At 44.6% G+C, this 17,870-nt stretch carries 17 protein-coding genes; all 17 read right to left on the bottom strand.

What is annotated here, in order from left to right:
- Positions 1–541: hypothetical protein (locus R7Q39_RS26615; protein ID WP_318077066.1), on the bottom strand; the 541-nt coding region annotated here is incomplete at its 3' end.
- Between the two features lie 89 nt (positions 542–630).
- Positions 631–1,311 carry a hypothetical protein gene (locus R7Q39_RS26610; RefSeq protein WP_225477974.1) on the bottom strand — a complete coding sequence of 227 codons (681 nt, stop codon included), beginning with the start codon at positions 1,309–1,311 and terminating at the stop codon, positions 631–633.
- A complete protein-coding gene (locus tag R7Q39_RS26605) occupies positions 1,312–1,908 on the bottom strand; it encodes a hypothetical protein (RefSeq protein WP_225477976.1) in 597 nt (198 codons plus the stop codon).
- 120 nt (positions 1,909–2,028) lie between these two features.
- Positions 2,029–4,644, bottom strand: a complete 2,616-nt coding sequence (gene traC, locus R7Q39_RS26600; protein WP_225477977.1) for a type IV secretion system protein TraC — start codon at positions 4,642–4,644, stop codon at positions 2,029–2,031.
- 11 nt (positions 4,645–4,655) lie between these two features.
- The gene (locus R7Q39_RS26595) at positions 4,656–5,285 is read right to left on the bottom strand and encodes a TraV family lipoprotein (RefSeq protein WP_225477978.1); all 630 of its coding nucleotides are present in this window, start codon (positions 5,283–5,285) and stop codon (positions 4,656–4,658) included.
- Positions 5,263–6,126, bottom strand: a complete 864-nt coding sequence (locus tag R7Q39_RS26590; RefSeq protein WP_225477979.1) for a hypothetical protein — start codon at positions 6,124–6,126, stop codon at positions 5,263–5,265. Before R7Q39_RS26590 ends, R7Q39_RS26595 begins: the two co-directional genes overlap by 23 nt.
- A gap of 185 nt (positions 6,127–6,311) precedes the next feature.
- Complete coding sequence (locus R7Q39_RS26585) at positions 6,312–6,761, bottom strand: hypothetical protein (protein ID WP_225477980.1); 450 nt, start codon at positions 6,759–6,761, stop codon at positions 6,312–6,314.
- 123 nt (positions 6,762–6,884) lie between these two features.
- Entirely contained in the window at positions 6,885–7,280 is a 396-nt protein-coding gene (locus R7Q39_RS26580; protein ID WP_225477981.1) for a hypothetical protein, read from the bottom strand.
- Positions 7,281–7,313: 33 nt separating this feature from the next.
- Positions 7,314–8,660 carry a TraB/VirB10 family protein gene (locus R7Q39_RS26575; protein ID WP_225477982.1) on the bottom strand — a complete coding sequence of 449 codons (1,347 nt, stop codon included), beginning with the start codon at positions 8,658–8,660 and terminating at the stop codon, positions 7,314–7,316.
- 12 nt (positions 8,661–8,672) lie between these two features.
- Complete coding sequence (locus R7Q39_RS26570; RefSeq protein ID WP_318077065.1) at positions 8,673–9,914, bottom strand: type-F conjugative transfer system secretin TraK; 1,242 nt, start codon at positions 9,912–9,914, stop codon at positions 8,673–8,675.
- An 8-nt stretch (positions 9,915–9,922) separates the two neighbouring features.
- Positions 9,923–10,573, bottom strand: coding sequence for a type IV conjugative transfer system protein TraE (locus R7Q39_RS26565; RefSeq protein WP_225477984.1), 651 nt, complete (start codon positions 10,571–10,573; stop codon positions 9,923–9,925).
- An 11-nt stretch (positions 10,574–10,584) separates the two neighbouring features.
- Positions 10,585–10,899, bottom strand: a complete 315-nt coding sequence (gene traL, locus R7Q39_RS26560) for a type IV conjugative transfer system protein TraL (RefSeq protein ID WP_053409744.1) — start codon at positions 10,897–10,899, stop codon at positions 10,585–10,587.
- A 68-nt stretch (positions 10,900–10,967) separates the two neighbouring features.
- Entirely contained in the window at positions 10,968–11,357 is a 390-nt protein-coding gene (locus R7Q39_RS26555) for a hypothetical protein (RefSeq protein ID WP_017190581.1), read from the bottom strand.
- A 125-nt stretch (positions 11,358–11,482) separates the two neighbouring features.
- Positions 11,483–12,478 carry a S49 family peptidase gene (locus R7Q39_RS26550; RefSeq protein ID WP_225477985.1) on the bottom strand — a complete coding sequence of 332 codons (996 nt, stop codon included), beginning with the start codon at positions 12,476–12,478 and terminating at the stop codon, positions 11,483–11,485.
- Positions 12,479–12,527: 49 nt separating this feature from the next.
- Complete coding sequence (locus R7Q39_RS26545; protein WP_225477986.1) at positions 12,528–13,166, bottom strand: DUF4400 domain-containing protein; 639 nt, start codon at positions 13,164–13,166, stop codon at positions 12,528–12,530.
- Positions 13,167–13,175: 9 nt separating this feature from the next.
- Positions 13,176–15,047 (bottom strand): conjugative transfer system coupling protein TraD, encoded by a 1,872-nt coding sequence (gene traD, locus R7Q39_RS26540; protein ID WP_072161358.1) that lies wholly within the window; start codon positions 15,045–15,047, stop codon positions 13,176–13,178.
- A gap of 9 nt (positions 15,048–15,056) precedes the next feature.
- A complete protein-coding gene (gene mobH / locus R7Q39_RS26535) occupies positions 15,057–17,870 on the bottom strand; it encodes a MobH family relaxase (protein ID WP_225477987.1) in 2,814 nt (937 codons plus the stop codon).

Raw genomic sequence — 17,870 nt, 5'->3', positions numbered from 1 at the left:
AGGTGTACTTAAAGACCTCTAAGTTAGCCACGACTGAACTTTCATTAACTGCAAATACGCAGTACCCCTTTTGTTCAGAGTGTACGCACCACGTAGCCAATTGAATTGGTAAATCTTCTGGATAGATAACTCGCTTTAACCCTTTGTGCTGTACCGCAAATACAGGCATTTGTTTTGTGGCTCTATCAACACAAAGTGACTGTTCATCTATATCATCGTTATACAGACCATCACGTCTTTTCTCAGCCCACGATAGCCATGCGTTAACAGTGTCTTGAATGTTTAACCAAGGGATAAAATTCGTGCTGGCTTTAACTTGGTGTGCAAAAGGGATCATTGTGTTCAACATGCCGCGATTCGCAAAGCCACCAGCAAGTAAGATTGGGGTAGTTTCTAGGAAGTCGGTAAGAGCCTGCTTACCATTGGGAATTGAAGTGTTATGACTAAGGTGCTGCAAATGATTCATTGTTTCCTGTAACGCCTCCAGTTCGGCATCTGGCACCGGAATGGGTTTTGGCATAAACAGGTTTAAATGATTCATTGCAGCTTCCTAATAATTTACATCCGTAATGAGCTATCCTTGCTCTTATTTACTTGATTATACATCTAATTGTACATAAATGGATACCGTTAGAGCAGGTTACGGAGAATTACATCACGGGCATTTAAGCCGCTTGTATGTTCCCAGCCCATTTTACCAGAACTCAATTCCTTGGCTGTCTTAATACTAAGAAGATCAACACCTTCCGCAATAATCTCTTCGCCAAGCAATAACTCCAGCATTACCAATACAATTTCTTCACCAACCGCTTTCAGTTCACGCTTGTTTTTGAAGCCAACTTGTATCAACACTTTGCCGTTGTGAGGATTGCTCTTAACCGCAACCGTGACATCAGATAGCACCGCTCCAACTTCGTTAGCGATACTTCTCATACCATACTGTCCGGCCATGTCTGTCACCCAGTTTTGGGTAACCTCAGAATCCCACGGCAATGCAGGTAAGCGATATGGTGTAACCAACTCTCGATATTCTTCTGGGCAAGCTTTTGCAAGCTTCATAGCTACCTTGCGACCTTCTCCCTTCTCTTTTGAAGTTATAATGATCGCGTTTACCTTCGCTTCCATCATATCAAGAGAGAATTCGACACGTACTGCCGGGTGAAACTCTTGGGCAGACTTGTTTACTGCGTCATAACGGATCTGAAACTCTTCGTTGTGGCCTAACTTCACGCTTTCTTCCAAGAAGTTGATGTGTCCAGGGAAACGGCTCCAGAAATTCTCTACTGCTTGGGTTTCTATTTTGTTAGTCATTTAGCGTACATCTCCAGTTATCCATCTTAGCAATCTTGTTTTGTGAGCAGGTATCGCGGTATTGAATACCTGCATGCCATATGTGTGTGCAATTCTGATTGCAGTGCTCATACAGCCATGACAATCGTTTTGTCGTTGGTTCTTATCAAATGTAGGAATAGGCGCCCAGCAAATCATGAATCGACTAATGTCGTTCAAGTCGTCGCCCATTAATGCCGGCACATACGTTTCATACTCAAGCGCTCGTTTGTTCGAGATAGTTAAGTATCGGTCACGGTGTTGCACAGCCATCGCCATAATACGGCCACTCTTCATCTCTTTGAGCTGGTGGACGTCAAATACCTGCTTTGGGTTTAACCCAAACGTATCCACTTCTAAAGACGGCACATACAACTCTAGAGATGGAACGGACACTTCCTTAATATCTGCCGCGTCCATAGCACCGCGTATAAACGGCTCAGGCGAGCCTATAAGACCGCCTGTACGCATAGTGTAGCCTGACATCATAAGACGCTCAGTAACGACGCGCAGAAACTGTTTCTCGCTCTCTGGAGCATCATCAGAGCATAAGCCGGTAATGTATCGATGATTGTGCATAGCTACCTCTTACATTTGATTCCTACATCATCAGCCAATCTGCAAATCCCGCAATCCCTCCAATAAAGAAAAAGACACCCGAATTCGAGTGCCTTTAAGAGTACTGGAAGTAGTACCGTTCTACGCGGCCAACATAGCCTCTAGTTCCTCTGCAGAGAAATCATCAGTTTCCTCAGTGGAGGTTCGTCTACCGGTTGCGTGCTCTTCATCAATTACAGCTTGAATAGACTGTGCGATCGTCAGGCCTTGTGCTTTATATCGGTCAATCGCAGCAAGTTCCTTACCATCAGTGGTAAACATCAACTGTTGGTATCGAGGTACAAACAATCGACACACTTCCCTCGAGCTACCAGTACGGATATAAAGCTCAGAGTACTCACCTTTCACAGTATGGATACTCTTAAGCAGCGCGAAGTCAGTTTCGTTACCGTCGAACTGTTTGTTCTCTCGTACTTTCTCGATAACTTCTGGCTCTTGTCGTAAGAACACTTTGAACTGTGAGTTATCAGCCATAGCTCGGCCTACTTCTGTCTCATACGCATCGGAAATACTCTGCGTAATACAGATACCCGCAGCTTGGTACTTACGGAAACGACGCCAGCCAGCTTCCAAGAATTCCGCTACTGCTAAACCTGCACCGCCCTTGATCTTAATGTATTCCCAGGCCTCATCCAAAATGAACAACTTGTTTCGGTCTTTGCCTGACAGGAACATCTCGTGCTGGATACAGCTGATACACTGCAGAAGTACCGCAATCTGTAACTGTTTACGCGACTTAAGTTCTTCAAGCTCGATAACAACGAAGTCACCGGAGAAGTCTACAGGAGGGTTCTTATCATCGAAGAACTCACCATATGGACCATCTTTACACCAAGGTTCTAACTGGAAGCCAATATCCTTAACACGCGGCTCAGGATCGGCTTTACACATCTCGGCAAAGTCATCAATGGTCGAGTTGTTACCCTTCTCATTCCATAGTTGGTTCAACAACACGTTCATACGCGCCGTCTGGAAGTCGGTTAGAGTACCCGATGGTGACGCCATGAATTTCAGTAGTGACAATACCATGTCACCCTGACCGTCTTTACCCGCAAATTCGTGTATAGACTTGAATGGGTTTAGTGAGTACTTAAAGTTCTCGCCAAACTCTAAGAATCGCCCATTGTAGAGTTCACAGAGTTTTTCGTAAGAGCGACCAACGTCGATGATAAATACTCGGCCACGGTCTAGAGGTTTACGCTCGTTCGGTAGAGGGTTATCTCGATACAGTTTACCGCCGCCGATGTTTCCTGACGTCAGTACTTGAGACACCAAGTAGTTAATCCAGAAAGACTTACCTGACCCCGATGCCGCTGCGGTAAACATATTATAGTTACCATCAGAGGTGAACGGGTCGAAACAGAACATCTGGCCATCACGAGTAACTAACGGCACTACCGGGCGCCCAAGACCATTACCCTTCCATGAAGCAATCATAGGTGTGATGTACTTCAATGCATCCGAGGCGAAGCGGTTAAATCGGTGAAGGTTTTTAACTGTCGCTTCATCACAACCCATAGGCAGAGATGACAGATAGAGTGGTAAACAAATGTAGCGGTCTTCCACAAACTTCCATTTACGCTTAGATGCAAATGACTGTACATCCATGACAGACTTTTCAGCTTTGGCTTTCGACTCACTGAATATGATCATCTGCAGGTAACAGTTGGCAATCTGCGCGCCCTTGTTCTCCAAGGACATGAAGAATTCGTCGTAGTCCTTCTTCTGGAAGCGGAGTCGGTCAACCCACTTAGCAATCGGTCCTGATGCCTGGTGCGTTAACCAGCCACGGTTCTTGGTAAACTCACGCTTAGCTTTCTCCTGTGGCGGGAAGTGAATGTTTAACGTCATCAAGAATGGCTCACGTAAGCCCTCTCTACCTTTACGCCAATCACACACCAGGTCATAAATATCACCAAAGGTTAATACCTCCGGGTATTTCTGCACGGAGAGCATCTTAACGAACGAGCCCTCACCCTTCTCTACGTCACCGAATTCCAAGCCATCTTGGTGGACGAAACAACTGCCACCTCTCTCCATAACTTGGTAACGAAGCGGTACACCTGCATCATGGCCCTTAACACCTTCACGCCAATCAGCATTCTTCGCTTGGTTATGTAAGATCTGCATCCGGTGAACATAAAGTTCAGGTGTCATGTCGTCCGGGTGCGCCCCAATAGATTCAAGCGTTGATTTAAGCTGTAGGTAAAGACGACGGAACGCGGTCAATTCGGCTTTTGAAGGCTGTTGCTTTTTGAGTGGCATCTTGAAAGATACCCAAACCTCATAGTCACGCACCTTCAAGCCTGTTACTGGGTGTAGTGGCTTATCCGTACTTTCTTCATAGTACTGGTATGTAGTACGACCGATTTCATCGTACAGCTCACCCATTTCACCTTCGGCACGGCCTTCACGGATATTCTCGAATCGTTCGAGTATCCACTTAATGTAAGGGGAACCAAACAAACTCACCTGTAAAAAACTGTCTGCTGGAAACTGACGCTCGTAAAGGTCATCCAGAGAGTTCATTAGGTCGTTGTTTACACCTGTCAGTGGTTGACAGATAAAAGTGAAACCAATGTAACCACCGTCAAGTATGTACCCGTTCATCTCCGGGATATACTCAAGCACAGGTAGGACATCACCGTATTGGTTATGCCCTACTATAGCGTTATGTTTATCTAGGATTCCTGCCATATCGCTACCCCTTACTTAACTGGTCGTGGTTGCGGAACAGGGACAGGTTGAATGATACCCATGCCGTTATCTGCTACTGGGTTATTGCGGCGTTCTTCCTCTTGGGAAATCTTGCGAATGCTTAGTGGTGTAATACGCGCTGGCGCCGTACTCGCACCGCGGCCAACTACCCAACGACGCTTCTCGATTTCAACGTAGGTATAACCAGGAATATGTAAACGACCTGCATCGTCTTCCCATGAATTCATCAGAACACGCAAAACTTTTGCTGGTTGACGAACTGCAATAGGTTCTGGAGCTGCTAACTTTGAACGATTTGACTGGTAATCGCGGTAGATGGCTTGGCGCTCAGCTGGCGTACCACCAGGATACGGCATTGGCTTAACTTCTTTATCTTCGTCATCGTCTGACTCATCTTCGTCTTGAAGCTCACCGTTACTGCGTTGACGAGCCTCTTCCAAATCCTTCTTGTTATCCGTCAACTTCCAGATTTCACGCGCACTCGTACAGGTGATACCGCCACTTTGTGCCTTCGGACACTCTGTTGGGTCTTCACCTATCTCGAACATGCTAGAACAGCCTGTGCTCATTAGCGTGATACCAGCAAGAATCAGAGCCTTACTTAGATGCTTTAACATCATTTACGATTACCTCTCCAATGTTGTCTACGTTTCGGCTCATGAATTCAGAAAGACTGTCAGGTGTCCCCTGCAGTTGAAGTCCATCAGCTCTGATTAAATAAGGAAGACCTTTGATTTGCAGAACGCCTGCAACACCAAGGGCTTTGATTAAGGGGTCTTTATTACAAGTAGGGAATATTTCTCCAGTAGCACTCTTTTGAGCCATCAGTTCATCAAGTGATTTCTGACGGTCTTTGGCGCACCAGAGTTTTAGGGATTCGTTGATTGATTCACCACCAAGCAGCGGAGCAAGAACAATCTCAAAAGAGTATTTGTCTGCCATAGCTTTCATTTGGTCGAAAAGCTTTACGTTGAAGTCACCACTCGGATCTACCAGCAGCGTCACGTCAGGCTTATCCTTCTTTAAGCCATAACGAAAGCTAGCCAAATCACCTGTATGAACTCCGAATCTGTCTAGCGTTACCATCCATGCAGCTTTTGCATCGGCCTGTGTGTTGATTGGACGCTTGTTCCACATGTCATAAACTTCAACGTTGCCGCGTATGGCTATACGAGCCTTCGAATCCATTAGTAACTTTTCGCCCTTATCGTTCTCAACCATAATTAGGTCGTTAACCGGAAGGATTTGAGTCCAATGGAGTTTGTTGAAGTTCTGGAGTGCAGTCTTAACATCCAGATCGCTCATGCCACCCACCAATGCTTTAGCACTCAACTTACCTTTAGCTGCTTCTTGCTGGGCTAATCGTTCCGCTTGGTCGAGCAAAGGGTCAGCCATTGCATTGCTGAACGTTAGCGCTGCTAAAGTACCAACCAATGCTTTTGATACTCCCCGTAGTCTCATAATTACCTTCCACCTAAAATAATCCGTAGATAGTAAGCATCCGGGGTTTCGGTTGTGGCGATTATGTGGGTCGAATTAGAGGGAGTTATTTGTCGCTATCAACAAGTAGCGTTAGAAAGGTTTTTTGACTAAAAAAAAGGCCCTAAACATGTTAGGGCTAAATTGGGAGGTGTATTGGAATTAGATTAGAACAATTCTTCCATAGCTTTCGCCATTTCTACCGCGTTAACTCGTGATTCGATTGCTCTCTGTGATGGTGCTATACGAGCGGTTGTTACCGTGACTTCTGCCTCGATGTTATAACAACGTGCAGAGTGCTTGTTATCGCATGGCGCCAAGCTTTCACTTAGTATGTGCATATCTGTCACACGGCCTGTCGAAGCGCTCTTTGTTTCTGTAATACCAGAAGATAAGTCCATTTTTGTGACTGTCAGGTATTCAAATTCAGCTTTACTTAATGCTGACTTTTTAACTTTTTCGATTGCGCGCTGACGACCAGTTTTTGACGTGTCGTATTCTGTCAGTTGGTAGCTAGCGCTAGTTACTACTTGTTGTGCTGTGACAGCAGCTTGAGATACATGTGTACCCATTACTGTCAGTGCCAATAGTAGAGCTTTTCCTAAGCGTAGTTTCATAAACGTTATTACCTCTGCATTACTTATACGCCTAGTTAAACAAAAACAAATCCTTCTGCAAGTTTTTCTTGCGCATTCAATACAGGCAGTTTTGCAAAACAACCTGTATTTCCTTTACTCAGACTATTTGCCTTCTGCCTGTCGAATCATTTGGCTCATTTTCTCAGGTGTTGGTACCATGCCTGAATACTTGCCAATATCACCAACAACACTTGCACTATCAAGCACTAGGTAACCCTTCTCGTTATAAAACTTGATAGTTGTTTCTACTGCCTTAATTGCCAGGTTATCGTTACGTCCTTTCCACTCGTTGGCTACCTTAGCCAAATCAAGTACAACAATCTTTGGAGATACAGCTGTCTGTTGGGCAAGCACCTTGATTTCATGATCAACCTTGTCGAGTCGTGACTCTGTATTACCTGTTAACACAAGGAACTTAAGCACTAAGCCAAAAGCAACACAAAGCACGATTGTCCAAACTGTCAGGATTCCAAAAAGACTCTTCTTCGTAACGTTCATATACATTCTCTTAATAGGGTTGTGGCCCCTAGATTACTCTAGGGGTAGTTTGGAACCGCGTTGGATAATAAAGTCGATAGAGATACCAGGGTTAACCTCGATATAAGGTTTCATCTCTTCTGCAAGTTCAATGTAGTAGTCAGCTAATCGTTCCATCGCATCACCAGCACCTTGTAACGCCGCGGTACCAGCCATTGATTTCATGATCTCTGGGTTTTGCATTGGACCAAAGATACCTGTTTCGTTATCGCCAATACTGTAAGTAGATTGACCCGCTAAGTTGGCCATGCCGCTCAAGAAACCTGCCCACGCCGATTTCATTGCTGCCTCACCATTCTTAGAAACTAGACGTCCCGGAATACCGTTACGACCATCACCACCTACTGCAAATGCATTTAGATTCGCCTCAACTGCTTTACCTGCATCCGTTACACATGAGATCGCTTCTGCTCGTAAGTAAGCACGACGACTTGCGATGTCACCAATACCAGAAGCAACAATCACACACTCTCGAATATCAGCGGTAAAGTTGTTTGGTAGCAGAGCTTCCTCTTTAATTCGAAGAATTGCGGGGAACGGGTCACGCTTAGTCGAGTTACCTGTTGGTACGTCCATACCTGTTACAAGTACACCACTGATAATTGAACCAGCCGGCAAGAAGATTTCTGCCTTATCCTTGGTCTTATCTTTGTCAGTGTCTTCCTCAACAACCTCTTCTTCAACCTCTTCGGTTACTCGTAGTTCTTTAATCTCACCCGTCGCATCTTGGAATCGGTCACCAGTGCTATCGATGGTACGGATACCAATACGCTTGTGGTCAATAACCTTTGGCATAACTTTCTGTACAGCATTTGCCATTGGGTTTGTCGTGGCTACAGGCTGTTGCGTCTGGGTAACAGGCTGTTGTGCTGGTGGCGTAAAAATTGGAGAGTTCTGATTACTAACTTGTTTCTGAACTTCCTCAGAAGCGGTTTTCTGCACTTCCAACTCACGCTTAAGGTCGTTCTGGTTAAAACGTAGCGACTCAAGCTCTTTCATTACGCGACCTTCCATTTGGCGCATTTCTTCTTCGCGTTCGTCGATAGCTTTCTCACGCTCTGCCAATTGGTCTTCCATTAAGCCGTAGATTTCATCCATTCGACCTTGGTCAATATCGTCAGCGCCATCTTGTGTAAAGAAGTTAGCTTCTACACGACGAGATTTTTCAGGAACAACTACAGCACCATTATTGTCTTTGCGAGTACCACCTGTATCGATGTCGTCAGTACTAAATGCAATAGAGCAAATGATACCTAGTAGTACCGCCCCCACTACGCCGTAACGTACTTTAGGGTTCTGCCATTGCTGGTTAGCTTTGCCTTTCAAAGAGGTCATATCCATTCTGATTCCCCCTTAGTAAGAACTTGTTAAACGTGGTCGAGTACGAACGCGCTTAAGTTTTTCGTTGTAAAGCTTGTCACGCAAAATGTATAACTCTGTGGTTTCACCCGGAGCCAGTGTTGCACGGTCAAACACACCAACAGCAATTACATCATCAGCCAAACAGTATTCTTCTCGCACTTCGCGGAATCCATTGATGTCATTTTTAACCAGAACGACATCGATAATTTCTCGGCCACTAATCATGCGCTGACCAACTTCGTGGTACATCCCCATACGCACGATGTCACATGGGTAGCGTTCCTCAGCTGGAATATCGGTAGTAATGTCGAAGCCATTTGGAATGTTACCGCCCGCAACTTCTGACAGAACGCTGGTGGCACGGTCTTCATGTTCAGTATTAACTCGAGGGTCGTTCTTAACAGTTGGACCTTTACGCGCTTCTGTAAGGAAATCGTTTTTCTCTTTATCGGATTTCAGTTTGGCGATGTATTCAGAGTGCTTTGCTTTAGTCTTTGCATCCATTTTTACTTTGACGTCTACCATTACTGGTGGAACATCCAAAGGCATAAGAGTTAGGCTTACCATCGTTTCTGGCATACCGCGCTCACCGACCATTAGACCGATTGGAGCCTGACTTAAAGGCGTGATGTAAACAAAACCGCCATCTGTTTGAATTGGCACTTCCATATCAGCGGTTTTAACAACGGCATCAACAAAAGGCGTTGCGATTCGGTTTTGAAGCCCTGCAGCAACAGGTAATAACTCACCGTGACCAGGCTCTATAGTTACTTCTTGATGTGGTTTGTATTTTGAACGTACTGAGTCAGTAATTGGGTCAGAAGATCCTTTAACCTGTGGCACTGCAGACGGAACTGGAGTTGCCGCAATAGCTGGTGGCTGCCCTTGCTGTGTATAAACTGGCGCAGTATCTACGGTTTTAACCTTCGTACCTTGAACCACTGGCATACCATAAGAGTCTACGGTTACCGGTTGCTGCGCTTGTTGTGAAGCCTTGTATTCCGCAACAGATTTTGCAGGCATACTTTTAGCAACAGCATCCATAATCGCTTGGTCTACAGCATTGGCGACGTTTCCATTTGAACCAGAGATGTCAACGGGCACTCGGCTTGCGTTCATTGGTGTAACAGGTATGTCAGCTGCTACATCTTTCTCTGCAGCAAATGCAGATGATGAAAAGGCAACAGTAAGCAACATTGCCAAGGCTGATTTATTCATAGAGTTATACTTCATTTGGTTTTCTATTCCTCGGCCTGTTTATTTTCTTCTTCCGCAGCTTTCTTCTCTTCAACTTGCTGCTGTTTAAGTTCAACTACGCGCTTACGTGTATTTGGTGCGCCTGCATATTGTGAAAAATGGGTAATCTTAGGCTGACCATTACGTGCGGCGATTTTGATTTCGTATGTCCACTTTTGAGTAGTTGTTGCGCCAGAGCGTGTTGAAGTGGTTTTCTTGTCGCCGTAAACCCAAACGGTATCTACTTGCGAGTTGTAAATTAGATCTAATGGTGTGAAGTTTTCCCTTACACCACGAACCTTGAGGGCTTCTACCTGAGATAGAAGTTGGCGTTCATAGTCATCAGCGTCACGTGCTAGGAACATTTTTCTCAACGTATCGACAACGAATGAAGCGTTACGATCGGAGATGTTGCCTGCCATGTTCGCAGCAAATAAGCCCCACCCTGTTTTGTAGGATTCGCTTGCCTTATTGCCTGCCATTGTGATTTCTTCTGTAAACGTTGGCGGCACTACGATGACAGTTTCATCTTTGCTTAAAGCGGCGTAAGCCAATGCCACTACTGCAATGGCCAAAGCCAAGTTGCTTTGTACTAGAAATCGAGATAAGGCTACGCTTGAGCTCCATGAGCGCAGCGCATTGGAATTTTTAAACACTTATGGTGCTCCTATCTGAAAAGTTCTCTAATGAGCGGGTCAGGCATTGAACGCGTGGTTTTCATTGGTAGAATCCCGTGCCACCATGCAATGTGGTTCAGAATTCCTTTGGCGTATTTGGCTTTAATTCTTCTAGCCACGTAGAAGTACAAAAGCCCAACAGGTAGCACGTAGTTGATAGCATCAAACGGCACACCTAAAGCAAAAGAAAGGATGATTGGCCTTACTTCGTCTACGTCCCAAAAGATAACCATCATTGGTTCATTGACTCGCATTGGGAGGTAATGCTGGTCACTTCTAAGCGCTTGCTGTTGTGAATCTTCCATACATTCTCATTCATCAAAATTGGAAAAATTAAGACGCTGAAATGATCAGCGCCTCAATCAAGGGTTGGTTAGCCACCAATAAGTGGTAGTAACGCAGCTGGAGCGTCAAAAATTGTTGAAGTCAATGATGAATCGATGATCTTGCCAGCGTTAGCTAGTACAAGAACTGACACAACACAGCCAGCGAAACCAACTAGGTTTGGCTTAACAGTTGAGAAGAACACAACACCCATTACCATAAGCATCATTAGGATTTTGCCCGGAGCACCACCAGCTAGACCTTTCACTTCGTCCCACATGTCAGCAAATTCACCTTCAAGGGTACCGGTCGCGGCTAAGGCGTTGAACGCTAGGGCAAATGCCACTACACCAACAAGCGCAACGAGAAACATCATTACTTTCTTGCTATCGAAGCCCGCGCCAAGCATGTTTTTGTCCATTACTGCAGTATTTTGCATTTTCTTAACTCTCTATATTAATCACGTAAGAATGGTAGATTGATCGTGTCTTAATGACAGAGGGTAGAATGCCAATAAAAAAAGCCCTACACAGCGATTATGTAGGGCTTTTTAGAGGTATTTAATTAATATGTAGGGGTTAGGGAATTGCTTTTAACGTCAGATTTGAACTCGTGGTAGATTGACTCTGAAATCATATCAACCAATGTACTCGCATCCATTGAAAACAGATTAGTCAACTTAAACTTCTGTCGTCCATGATATATGTATTTATCAACACCAAGTTGTTTTTCCAAGTACGCTTCTATCTCCATCGGGGTCTTTACACCATCGATTAGACCAAGTTCAACAGCTTCTTCACCTGTCCAGATAAGCCCAGAAAAAATATCAGGCTTATCAACCAACCTGTCGCCTCGGCCTTTCTTTACTGCATTTATGAACTGCGTATGGAGTTTGGTTAAGATAGAGTCTTGTATGAACGCCCTTTCCTCTTTGGATACTGGTTTAAACGGGTCCATTAATGCCTTATGTGTGCCTGCATGGAATACTCGACGTTCAACTCCAACTTTCTTAATCACATCTTGGAAGCCCCAACCATCCATACGTACACCGATAGACCCCACCAGCGATGAATCCATTGCGTAGATTTCGTCTGTTGCTGCCGCAATGTAATAGCAGGCACTTGCACATGAAGTTCTAACTGTCGTGTAGATTGGTTTTGTGTTTTCTTCTGAGAAACGGTACTTCATGATTGTTTTATAAATCATCTCCGCGTCACTTGGAGAACCACCAGGTGAATTAGCCTCAATTAGTATGGCCTTTACATTATCGTCTTCAATAGCGTCAGTGATAACTTGGCTTACTTTCCAACCATCAGTTTCACGGTTCCCTGTTTCAATTGGCCCTGTTAGCGAAATGACAGCGATGTGAGGCCCAATCTTTTCACTTGCCGTATCGCTAAGAGTGTACCCAACACTAACCATCATCATGATTGCGATAGCGCCAGCCTTAACGCCGTCGGTCCACTTTTTAACTTTTAGATGACGAGCAGACTCTTGAATGATTGCTTCCTTAAAGTTTCTTGGTTCTTGTACTTTCTTTCTCTTTCTAAAGGGGAACATCTTTTAAAACTCCGTGTATGAACAGCCCCCATTGAGAGGGCTTATAAAATCAGAAGACCTTACTAACGTTGCTAAGTGCATATCTGAGTGAGAAACCGAGGATTACAAACATAATCGGCGGCAGTAGAACTCCGAACACGCCTGCCGCGGGGAAAATGAAGTAAACATCGATAATGAAAAAGGCAAACATCCCGGCTTTAACCCAGATACGAAATAAGTTCGCACTGGCAATACCGAACTCGTACTGCTTTGTTTTTCGTTTGTAGTAACCATCCGACGCCAAAGCGAAGATGAATGGAGCACCAAGTATTAACCAGTGGAAAAACACCGCCATTCTGAAAACCGTCTGGTAGAACATCAGCTTTAAGTTTTCAACGATTCGAATCATTGGTGTGCGCCAGAATTCCTCACCACCAACCCCCGTAATCTGTACTGACTCTTCCATAGAAGAAACAACACCGGTTTCTAAAAATGCGTAGCTATACATGTCAGCTGCATTCTGTAATACATGAGCTGAATCTGTAGGGCCAACAACACCTTTAAAGGCGTTAATTTCAGCCTGTAAGGTTTGGCGGTAACCCTCTGGTGTCATCATAATCAACACATACGCAAGTGAGATCATGGCAACAGCTCCCACCATTCTGGCAAAGAAGTTTTTCTGCTTATTGGTATCTTTATCGCTAAACATATTTAGTCCTTACGCAGCCTTGAGGAACGGAATACGCCCCTTCACCTTACGGCCATCAGATAAACGTGCGATGTATTGGAGGTTTGGTAAGTCACCTAGCAAAGTTGCAGGGAAAACCTTCTCGCGGGATTGACTGAGCTGCTCTTTCAACCCACCAGAGAATTCACCTAGTGCACCTGTAGTCGATGTACCAGAGTTCAAAGAGAACCCAACTTCACGGATGCTGGCTTCACCAAAGTTCTCTGTCGCATATTCTTGTGTGATGTTGTCGTTCACACGTAAACAGAATAGGTTTGAGGCTAGACCAAGGATACGACGAGCCTGTGCCTCATTGGTTTTAGCAATATAATCGGGCAAAGTTTGGCTACTCACATACAACTCAAATTGCGCGCCCCTAGCGACAGCTAACATATTGATTAGTGGGTCATTTATACATGCGTGGGCTTCATCTACGAACAAGCTAACGCGACGTCCTTTACCTTCTTCATAGTTGTATCGACGTGCACTTGCCGCACAAACATCAGCAAGAATTAACTTACCAATTGCACTTGCTACCATTGAGTCAGACAAGCTATCCAGCGCAACATACAAAACACCACCAGTTCGAACGAGTTTATCCGTGTCAACGATAGGTCGTTCATCATCGGTTTCATCCATACGTAGAGTTGGAGATAACAATTCATCAAGTGGTTTAGATGTCAGCTGAGCAAACAATGGTGCTGTCGAGCCTAACATTTTCGTCATGTGTTCTTGAGGGTGTGACACCATCTCAACAATACCGTTGACCGCAGGGTTTGGATGATCAGCTTGCAGATTTTGCGTGTAGTAAAAACACATTCCAGCGATCAAGCTGCCCTGTCCCATTTTCTCGATGTCTTTACCCATAGTGGTAACCCAATCAGGCCCCAAAACTTCGCAGAACAATTTATCAAGGCATCGTTTGGCTAGTTGGAACTTGCCGCTCATTAGGTAATAGGCAATATTCGTAAGTTGCGGTTTCTCGCCAACGTATAACTGAGCTTCAATAACCTGATAAATACATTTCCATGCGAATTGAACATATGGGTCTGATTCCGCTTCGCCCGGAAGCAACGAAGACAAGCGAGACGCGAGCTCAGTGGTACGAACATACGAAGTTAACGGGTCAATCCTACAACTCTTACTTGGGTGCGATGGATGGAAGAAATAGAACTTATCTTCCATACCAAGAGCTTTACATTCACGCTGAATTGTTTTTCGCCAATCCGCATCGTTTTTTGGGTCAATAATGATTATTACGTTCCCACGATGAAGCGCACCACTTGATAACATGTTTAACAGCGTTGTTTTTCCGGTACCCGGATTTCCAAAAATTACTGAGTGAGCATGGAATACGCTTTCATCTGCTGTAACTTCCTTTTCCTCACCAAGACCATGTATCCAAGGACGACCACCTAGCTTACGTGTGGTTTTTTCGTACTTCTTACTGAATGGGCGAAGCACCAACGGCAGCTTTATCTCTAGATAGTCCGTAGACATAGACATAACTTGATAAGCACGTTGGGCATGTTCTGGCCCCCAGGGAAAGCCACGCCCAAGAAACGCGGTATCCTTCTTCTTGAGATTTTTCTCTCGAAACTCCAGTGCACTGATTACGTAAAAATAATTAACAAACAACTTGAACTGGCGCTTTAACAAAGGCAGGCCTTGTTTAACGCGAATTCCAGATTGAATCATCATGTACCCAAAGAGGATTACATGAATAGGTACAGAAGTGTCTAAGGCCAATCCCCCTGTAAACAGAGTTATAAAGCCACCAAAAAACCATATCTGCGCCTGTTTTAGTTCGAATACTGGACGGAACATGTTTTCCATCCAGAATTGTTTACCTCTATCTATCATTGAACCTCACTACCCAATTAGTTCTTTTCGAATCAAGAGATGCTTCTTACGCCCTGAATCGGTTTCTAAGTCAGTCACTCCATCAGCCATCAAAGTCAGTTCCTTAGATAACCCATTTCGACTTGCCCCCGGGCGTACATCTTGAATAAATGATTTGATAGCGCCTTGGGCGTAAATCCCCCAATGACGGCCATCTTTTGTTTTTTGCATGAATTCACATCCAGCTTCTGATTTCGCATTTAGGTACGTCATAAGCATGGTGATTTCGTCTTCCTCTCCAACGGCTTGACCTCCTGTTATTTCAGGGGTTGGAACAGGCTGTTTAGCGTTGTTGTTACCTTTAGGATCTTTTGGGCTTAAGGCATCACTTTTTGGATTAGTTACTTTGACGGTTTGGCTTTGTTCCTCAGCGGAATAGTCAATGTTCGTGATAGTTATCCCGAGCTCTGAACAAATTTGCTGGCTAACTGGTTTAATGAGAGAAAAAACCATTGCCTTATGGCGACCAAATGTTTTTCGCTGAACAAGTAGGTTTGGTTTCAGCTTGTCGTAATCGAGTAAACGCTCATTCTTCAAGGTCGATGAAATTGGACCCGCCTCAACATCGAGCACTTTTGTCATCATTTGTGTATCGATGTGCAACTGGCCATCGGTCAGGAAGATTCCCTTACCTGCTTCAACACTCAAATCGCCATTTGCCATTGCATTTGCCAAATCAATTAGGAACGAATCAGCTTGAGAGCGACCGTGTTTTTTCTGCCCTAACCAACCTTTCGGCTGTGCAGCTTGTGGTCGTTCTTTCTTAAATGCTTCTTTCCGCTTAAGAAGAGTTCCCATAGGCACAACACCCTCAGTTTTTTGTGCTTGTGGTTTTCTAGGTTTGATTTGTGAGGCTTCTTGACTTACAGATTTAGTAGGTTCTTTATTTGCAGCAGTCTCCATCTCAGGATTATGTGAAAGCTGCGTTGCTTTCTCCGTTGAAGGTTTATGCTCTACTTCCTGTTCCTCAAGCAGATATGCTGGCACATCCATATCACCACCAGCCTGAGACTGGAATTCACCGTCGTATTCATCGGCCATCAAGAACGCTGGCACTTCCATATTTGCGTCATTGCCGGTATCAACAGCTTTATGAGTAGACACCTGCTTTTGCGTTTCTTCGATTGGCTTCTGTTTGTTTGGTTTATCTTGTTGTGCTGGAGCACCCTGATTAGCAAACACTAAACCTTTGTTACTATCAGTTGCTTTAGGTGGAGTTGATGCCTGTGTAGAACTATCTTTTTTATCGACTGTTTTTTTAGCCGCCTGTTTCTTGCGTGGCTTCTTAGGTTTACTTTCTTCGGCTTTATTTGAGGCATTGGAATCCACTGACCCAACATCTGTTTCAGATTCAGCCTTAGTAGTATTTTTCAGATTCTTACGCTGCTTTGTCGCTTCACGGCTAGACTGTGATTCCGATGCACCTGTGTTTTTTTCATCAGCATCATGCTCTGGATCAATCTCAACAACAGAACCATCTTTTCTATACTCAAGTGACTTGCCATCGTTATTTAAACGCAAGACTCCAGGTACCGATCTAGGAACGGGCATGGTTTCGTATAGTAGCCCCGGCCAAGCAAGTTGAATGACACGTTCTGCTCCAGTCACATCTTCCATTTCTGGTGTAAACATGCTGTATGTAACGCTTTCATCCATCCGATTAACCAAATTACGCTCTTCCAAAATCTCCAGAATTCGCGTTGGGTTTACAGGAACATCTACCTTGTCTTCTTGTAGTTGCTGAACAATCAGTTGAATTGACTTAGGCCACGCTAGATAAACTTCCTCACCAATAATCCATATATGACCTTTGGGCTTATTTACATCCCAACTATCACGAAGCCGGCGCATTGCTTTAACAATTGCGCTTTCCAATGGGTAGCGACGTTTACCAATCATTTCATGCCACTGAGTTCGAATATCTTTTTCCGTACTCGCGCTATCAGCTTCACGGATGCACGTCTGCAGATAGCCATCACTTCCACCGTAATGTGCAAGTGCATGGTTGATAGCTATTGGAAGTTCATCAGAATTGTCCATTAGATAGAACTTGGCTTCTGGAGTGAGAATCCATTCCAAAACTTGGACACTTAAATTTTCGTGTTTTTTATGGCGATGCTCAGGCTTCCACGTAACACGGTATCGAGATACTTTGTTTTCGTGAGCCCAAGAAATTAGGTCAGAAAGGTATGGGTTCCAGTCTTCACCGGTATCAACATCATATACGCGCATGTCGTATAGAATTTTCCCTGCATCGTGTAGCAACCCACAAATCCACGCTGCGTATTGCCAACGTGGTTTTCTAGCCTGCTCTTCATCTAAATGACCAATTGCTGGCAACACTTGTTGCTGTGAACGGCGCAAACTGTTGAGTGCAACCTCTAAACTGTGACGAGCCAAACCACCAACATCACTATGATGGTGGTTTTCAGATGCAGGAAGTAAATGGACATATCGAATGTAGTTGGTAACAACCTGACGAAAAAGTGTATCGAAGTTAAGCTGATACTCTTTCTTCTTTTTGTCACCTTTTGAGCTCCCCTTATCCTCTTCTGGGTCAGGCAGACCAGAATCACGATGCATCAATCGCAATATCTCTGATTGAGAAGCAAGTATTTTTTCCAATGTGATAACTGGAATACCTTTTGTTTCTGGCGGGTATCGAATCAGATCTTCAATAGACAGTTCTGGTGCAGGCATAACTACACTACCAGTATCAGGAGCCACCCTTTCGGCAGCTCCTGATAACATTTTGTGTACCGCACCTCTTAAGCGGCTAAGCAT

It is taken from the genome of Vibrio sp. 947 (assembly GCF_033339115.1).
Classification (GTDB): domain Bacteria; phylum Pseudomonadota; class Gammaproteobacteria; order Enterobacterales; family Vibrionaceae; genus Vibrio; species Vibrio alginolyticus.
The sequence above is the reverse complement of the archived record's forward strand: the minus strand, read 5'-3'. Positions and strand labels throughout refer to the sequence as shown.

What these genes read in the sequence shown, in the direction of transcription:
- R7Q39_RS26605 (WP_225477976.1), bottom strand. Translation starts at nt 1,908, where the DNA reads ATGCACAATCATCGATACATTACCGGCTTATGCTCTGATGATGCTCCA.
- R7Q39_RS26595 (WP_225477978.1), bottom strand. Translation starts at nt 5,285, where the DNA reads ATGATGTTAAAGCATCTAAGTAAGGCTCTGATTCTTGCTGGTATCACG.
- R7Q39_RS26575 (WP_225477982.1), bottom strand. Translation starts at nt 8,660, where the DNA reads ATGGATATGACCTCTTTGAAAGGCAAAGCTAACCAGCAATGGCAGAAC.
- traD (WP_072161358.1), bottom strand. Translation starts at nt 15,047, where the DNA reads ATGATAGATAGAGGTAAACAATTCTGGATGGAAAACATGTTCCGTCCA.
- mobH (WP_225477987.1), bottom strand. Translation starts at nt 17,870, where the DNA reads ATGCTTAGCCGCTTAAGAGGTGCGGTACACAAAATGTTATCAGGAGCT.
- R7Q39_RS26580 (WP_225477981.1), bottom strand. Translation starts at nt 7,280, where the DNA reads ATGAACGTTACGAAGAAGAGTCTTTTTGGAATCCTGACAGTTTGGACA.
- R7Q39_RS26555 (WP_017190581.1), bottom strand. Translation starts at nt 11,357, where the DNA reads ATGCAAAATACTGCAGTAATGGACAAAAACATGCTTGGCGCGGGCTTC.
- R7Q39_RS26570 (WP_318077065.1), bottom strand. Translation starts at nt 9,914, where the DNA reads ATGAAGTATAACTCTATGAATAAATCAGCCTTGGCAATGTTGCTTACT.
- R7Q39_RS26590 (WP_225477979.1), bottom strand. Translation starts at nt 6,126, where the DNA reads ATGAGACTACGGGGAGTATCAAAAGCATTGGTTGGTACTTTAGCAGCG.
- R7Q39_RS26545 (WP_225477986.1), bottom strand. Translation starts at nt 13,166, where the DNA reads ATGTTTAGCGATAAAGATACCAATAAGCAGAAAAACTTCTTTGCCAGA.
- R7Q39_RS26610 (WP_225477974.1), bottom strand. Translation starts at nt 1,311, where the DNA reads ATGACTAACAAAATAGAAACCCAAGCAGTAGAGAATTTCTGGAGCCGT.
- R7Q39_RS26550 (WP_225477985.1), bottom strand. Translation starts at nt 12,478, where the DNA reads ATGTTCCCCTTTAGAAAGAGAAAGAAAGTACAAGAACCAAGAAACTTT.
- traC (WP_225477977.1), bottom strand. Translation starts at nt 4,644, where the DNA reads ATGGCAGGAATCCTAGATAAACATAACGCTATAGTAGGGCATAACCAA.
- traL (WP_053409744.1), bottom strand. Translation starts at nt 10,899, where the DNA reads ATGGAAGATTCACAACAGCAAGCGCTTAGAAGTGACCAGCATTACCTC.
- R7Q39_RS26585 (WP_225477980.1), bottom strand. Translation starts at nt 6,761, where the DNA reads ATGAAACTACGCTTAGGAAAAGCTCTACTATTGGCACTGACAGTAATG.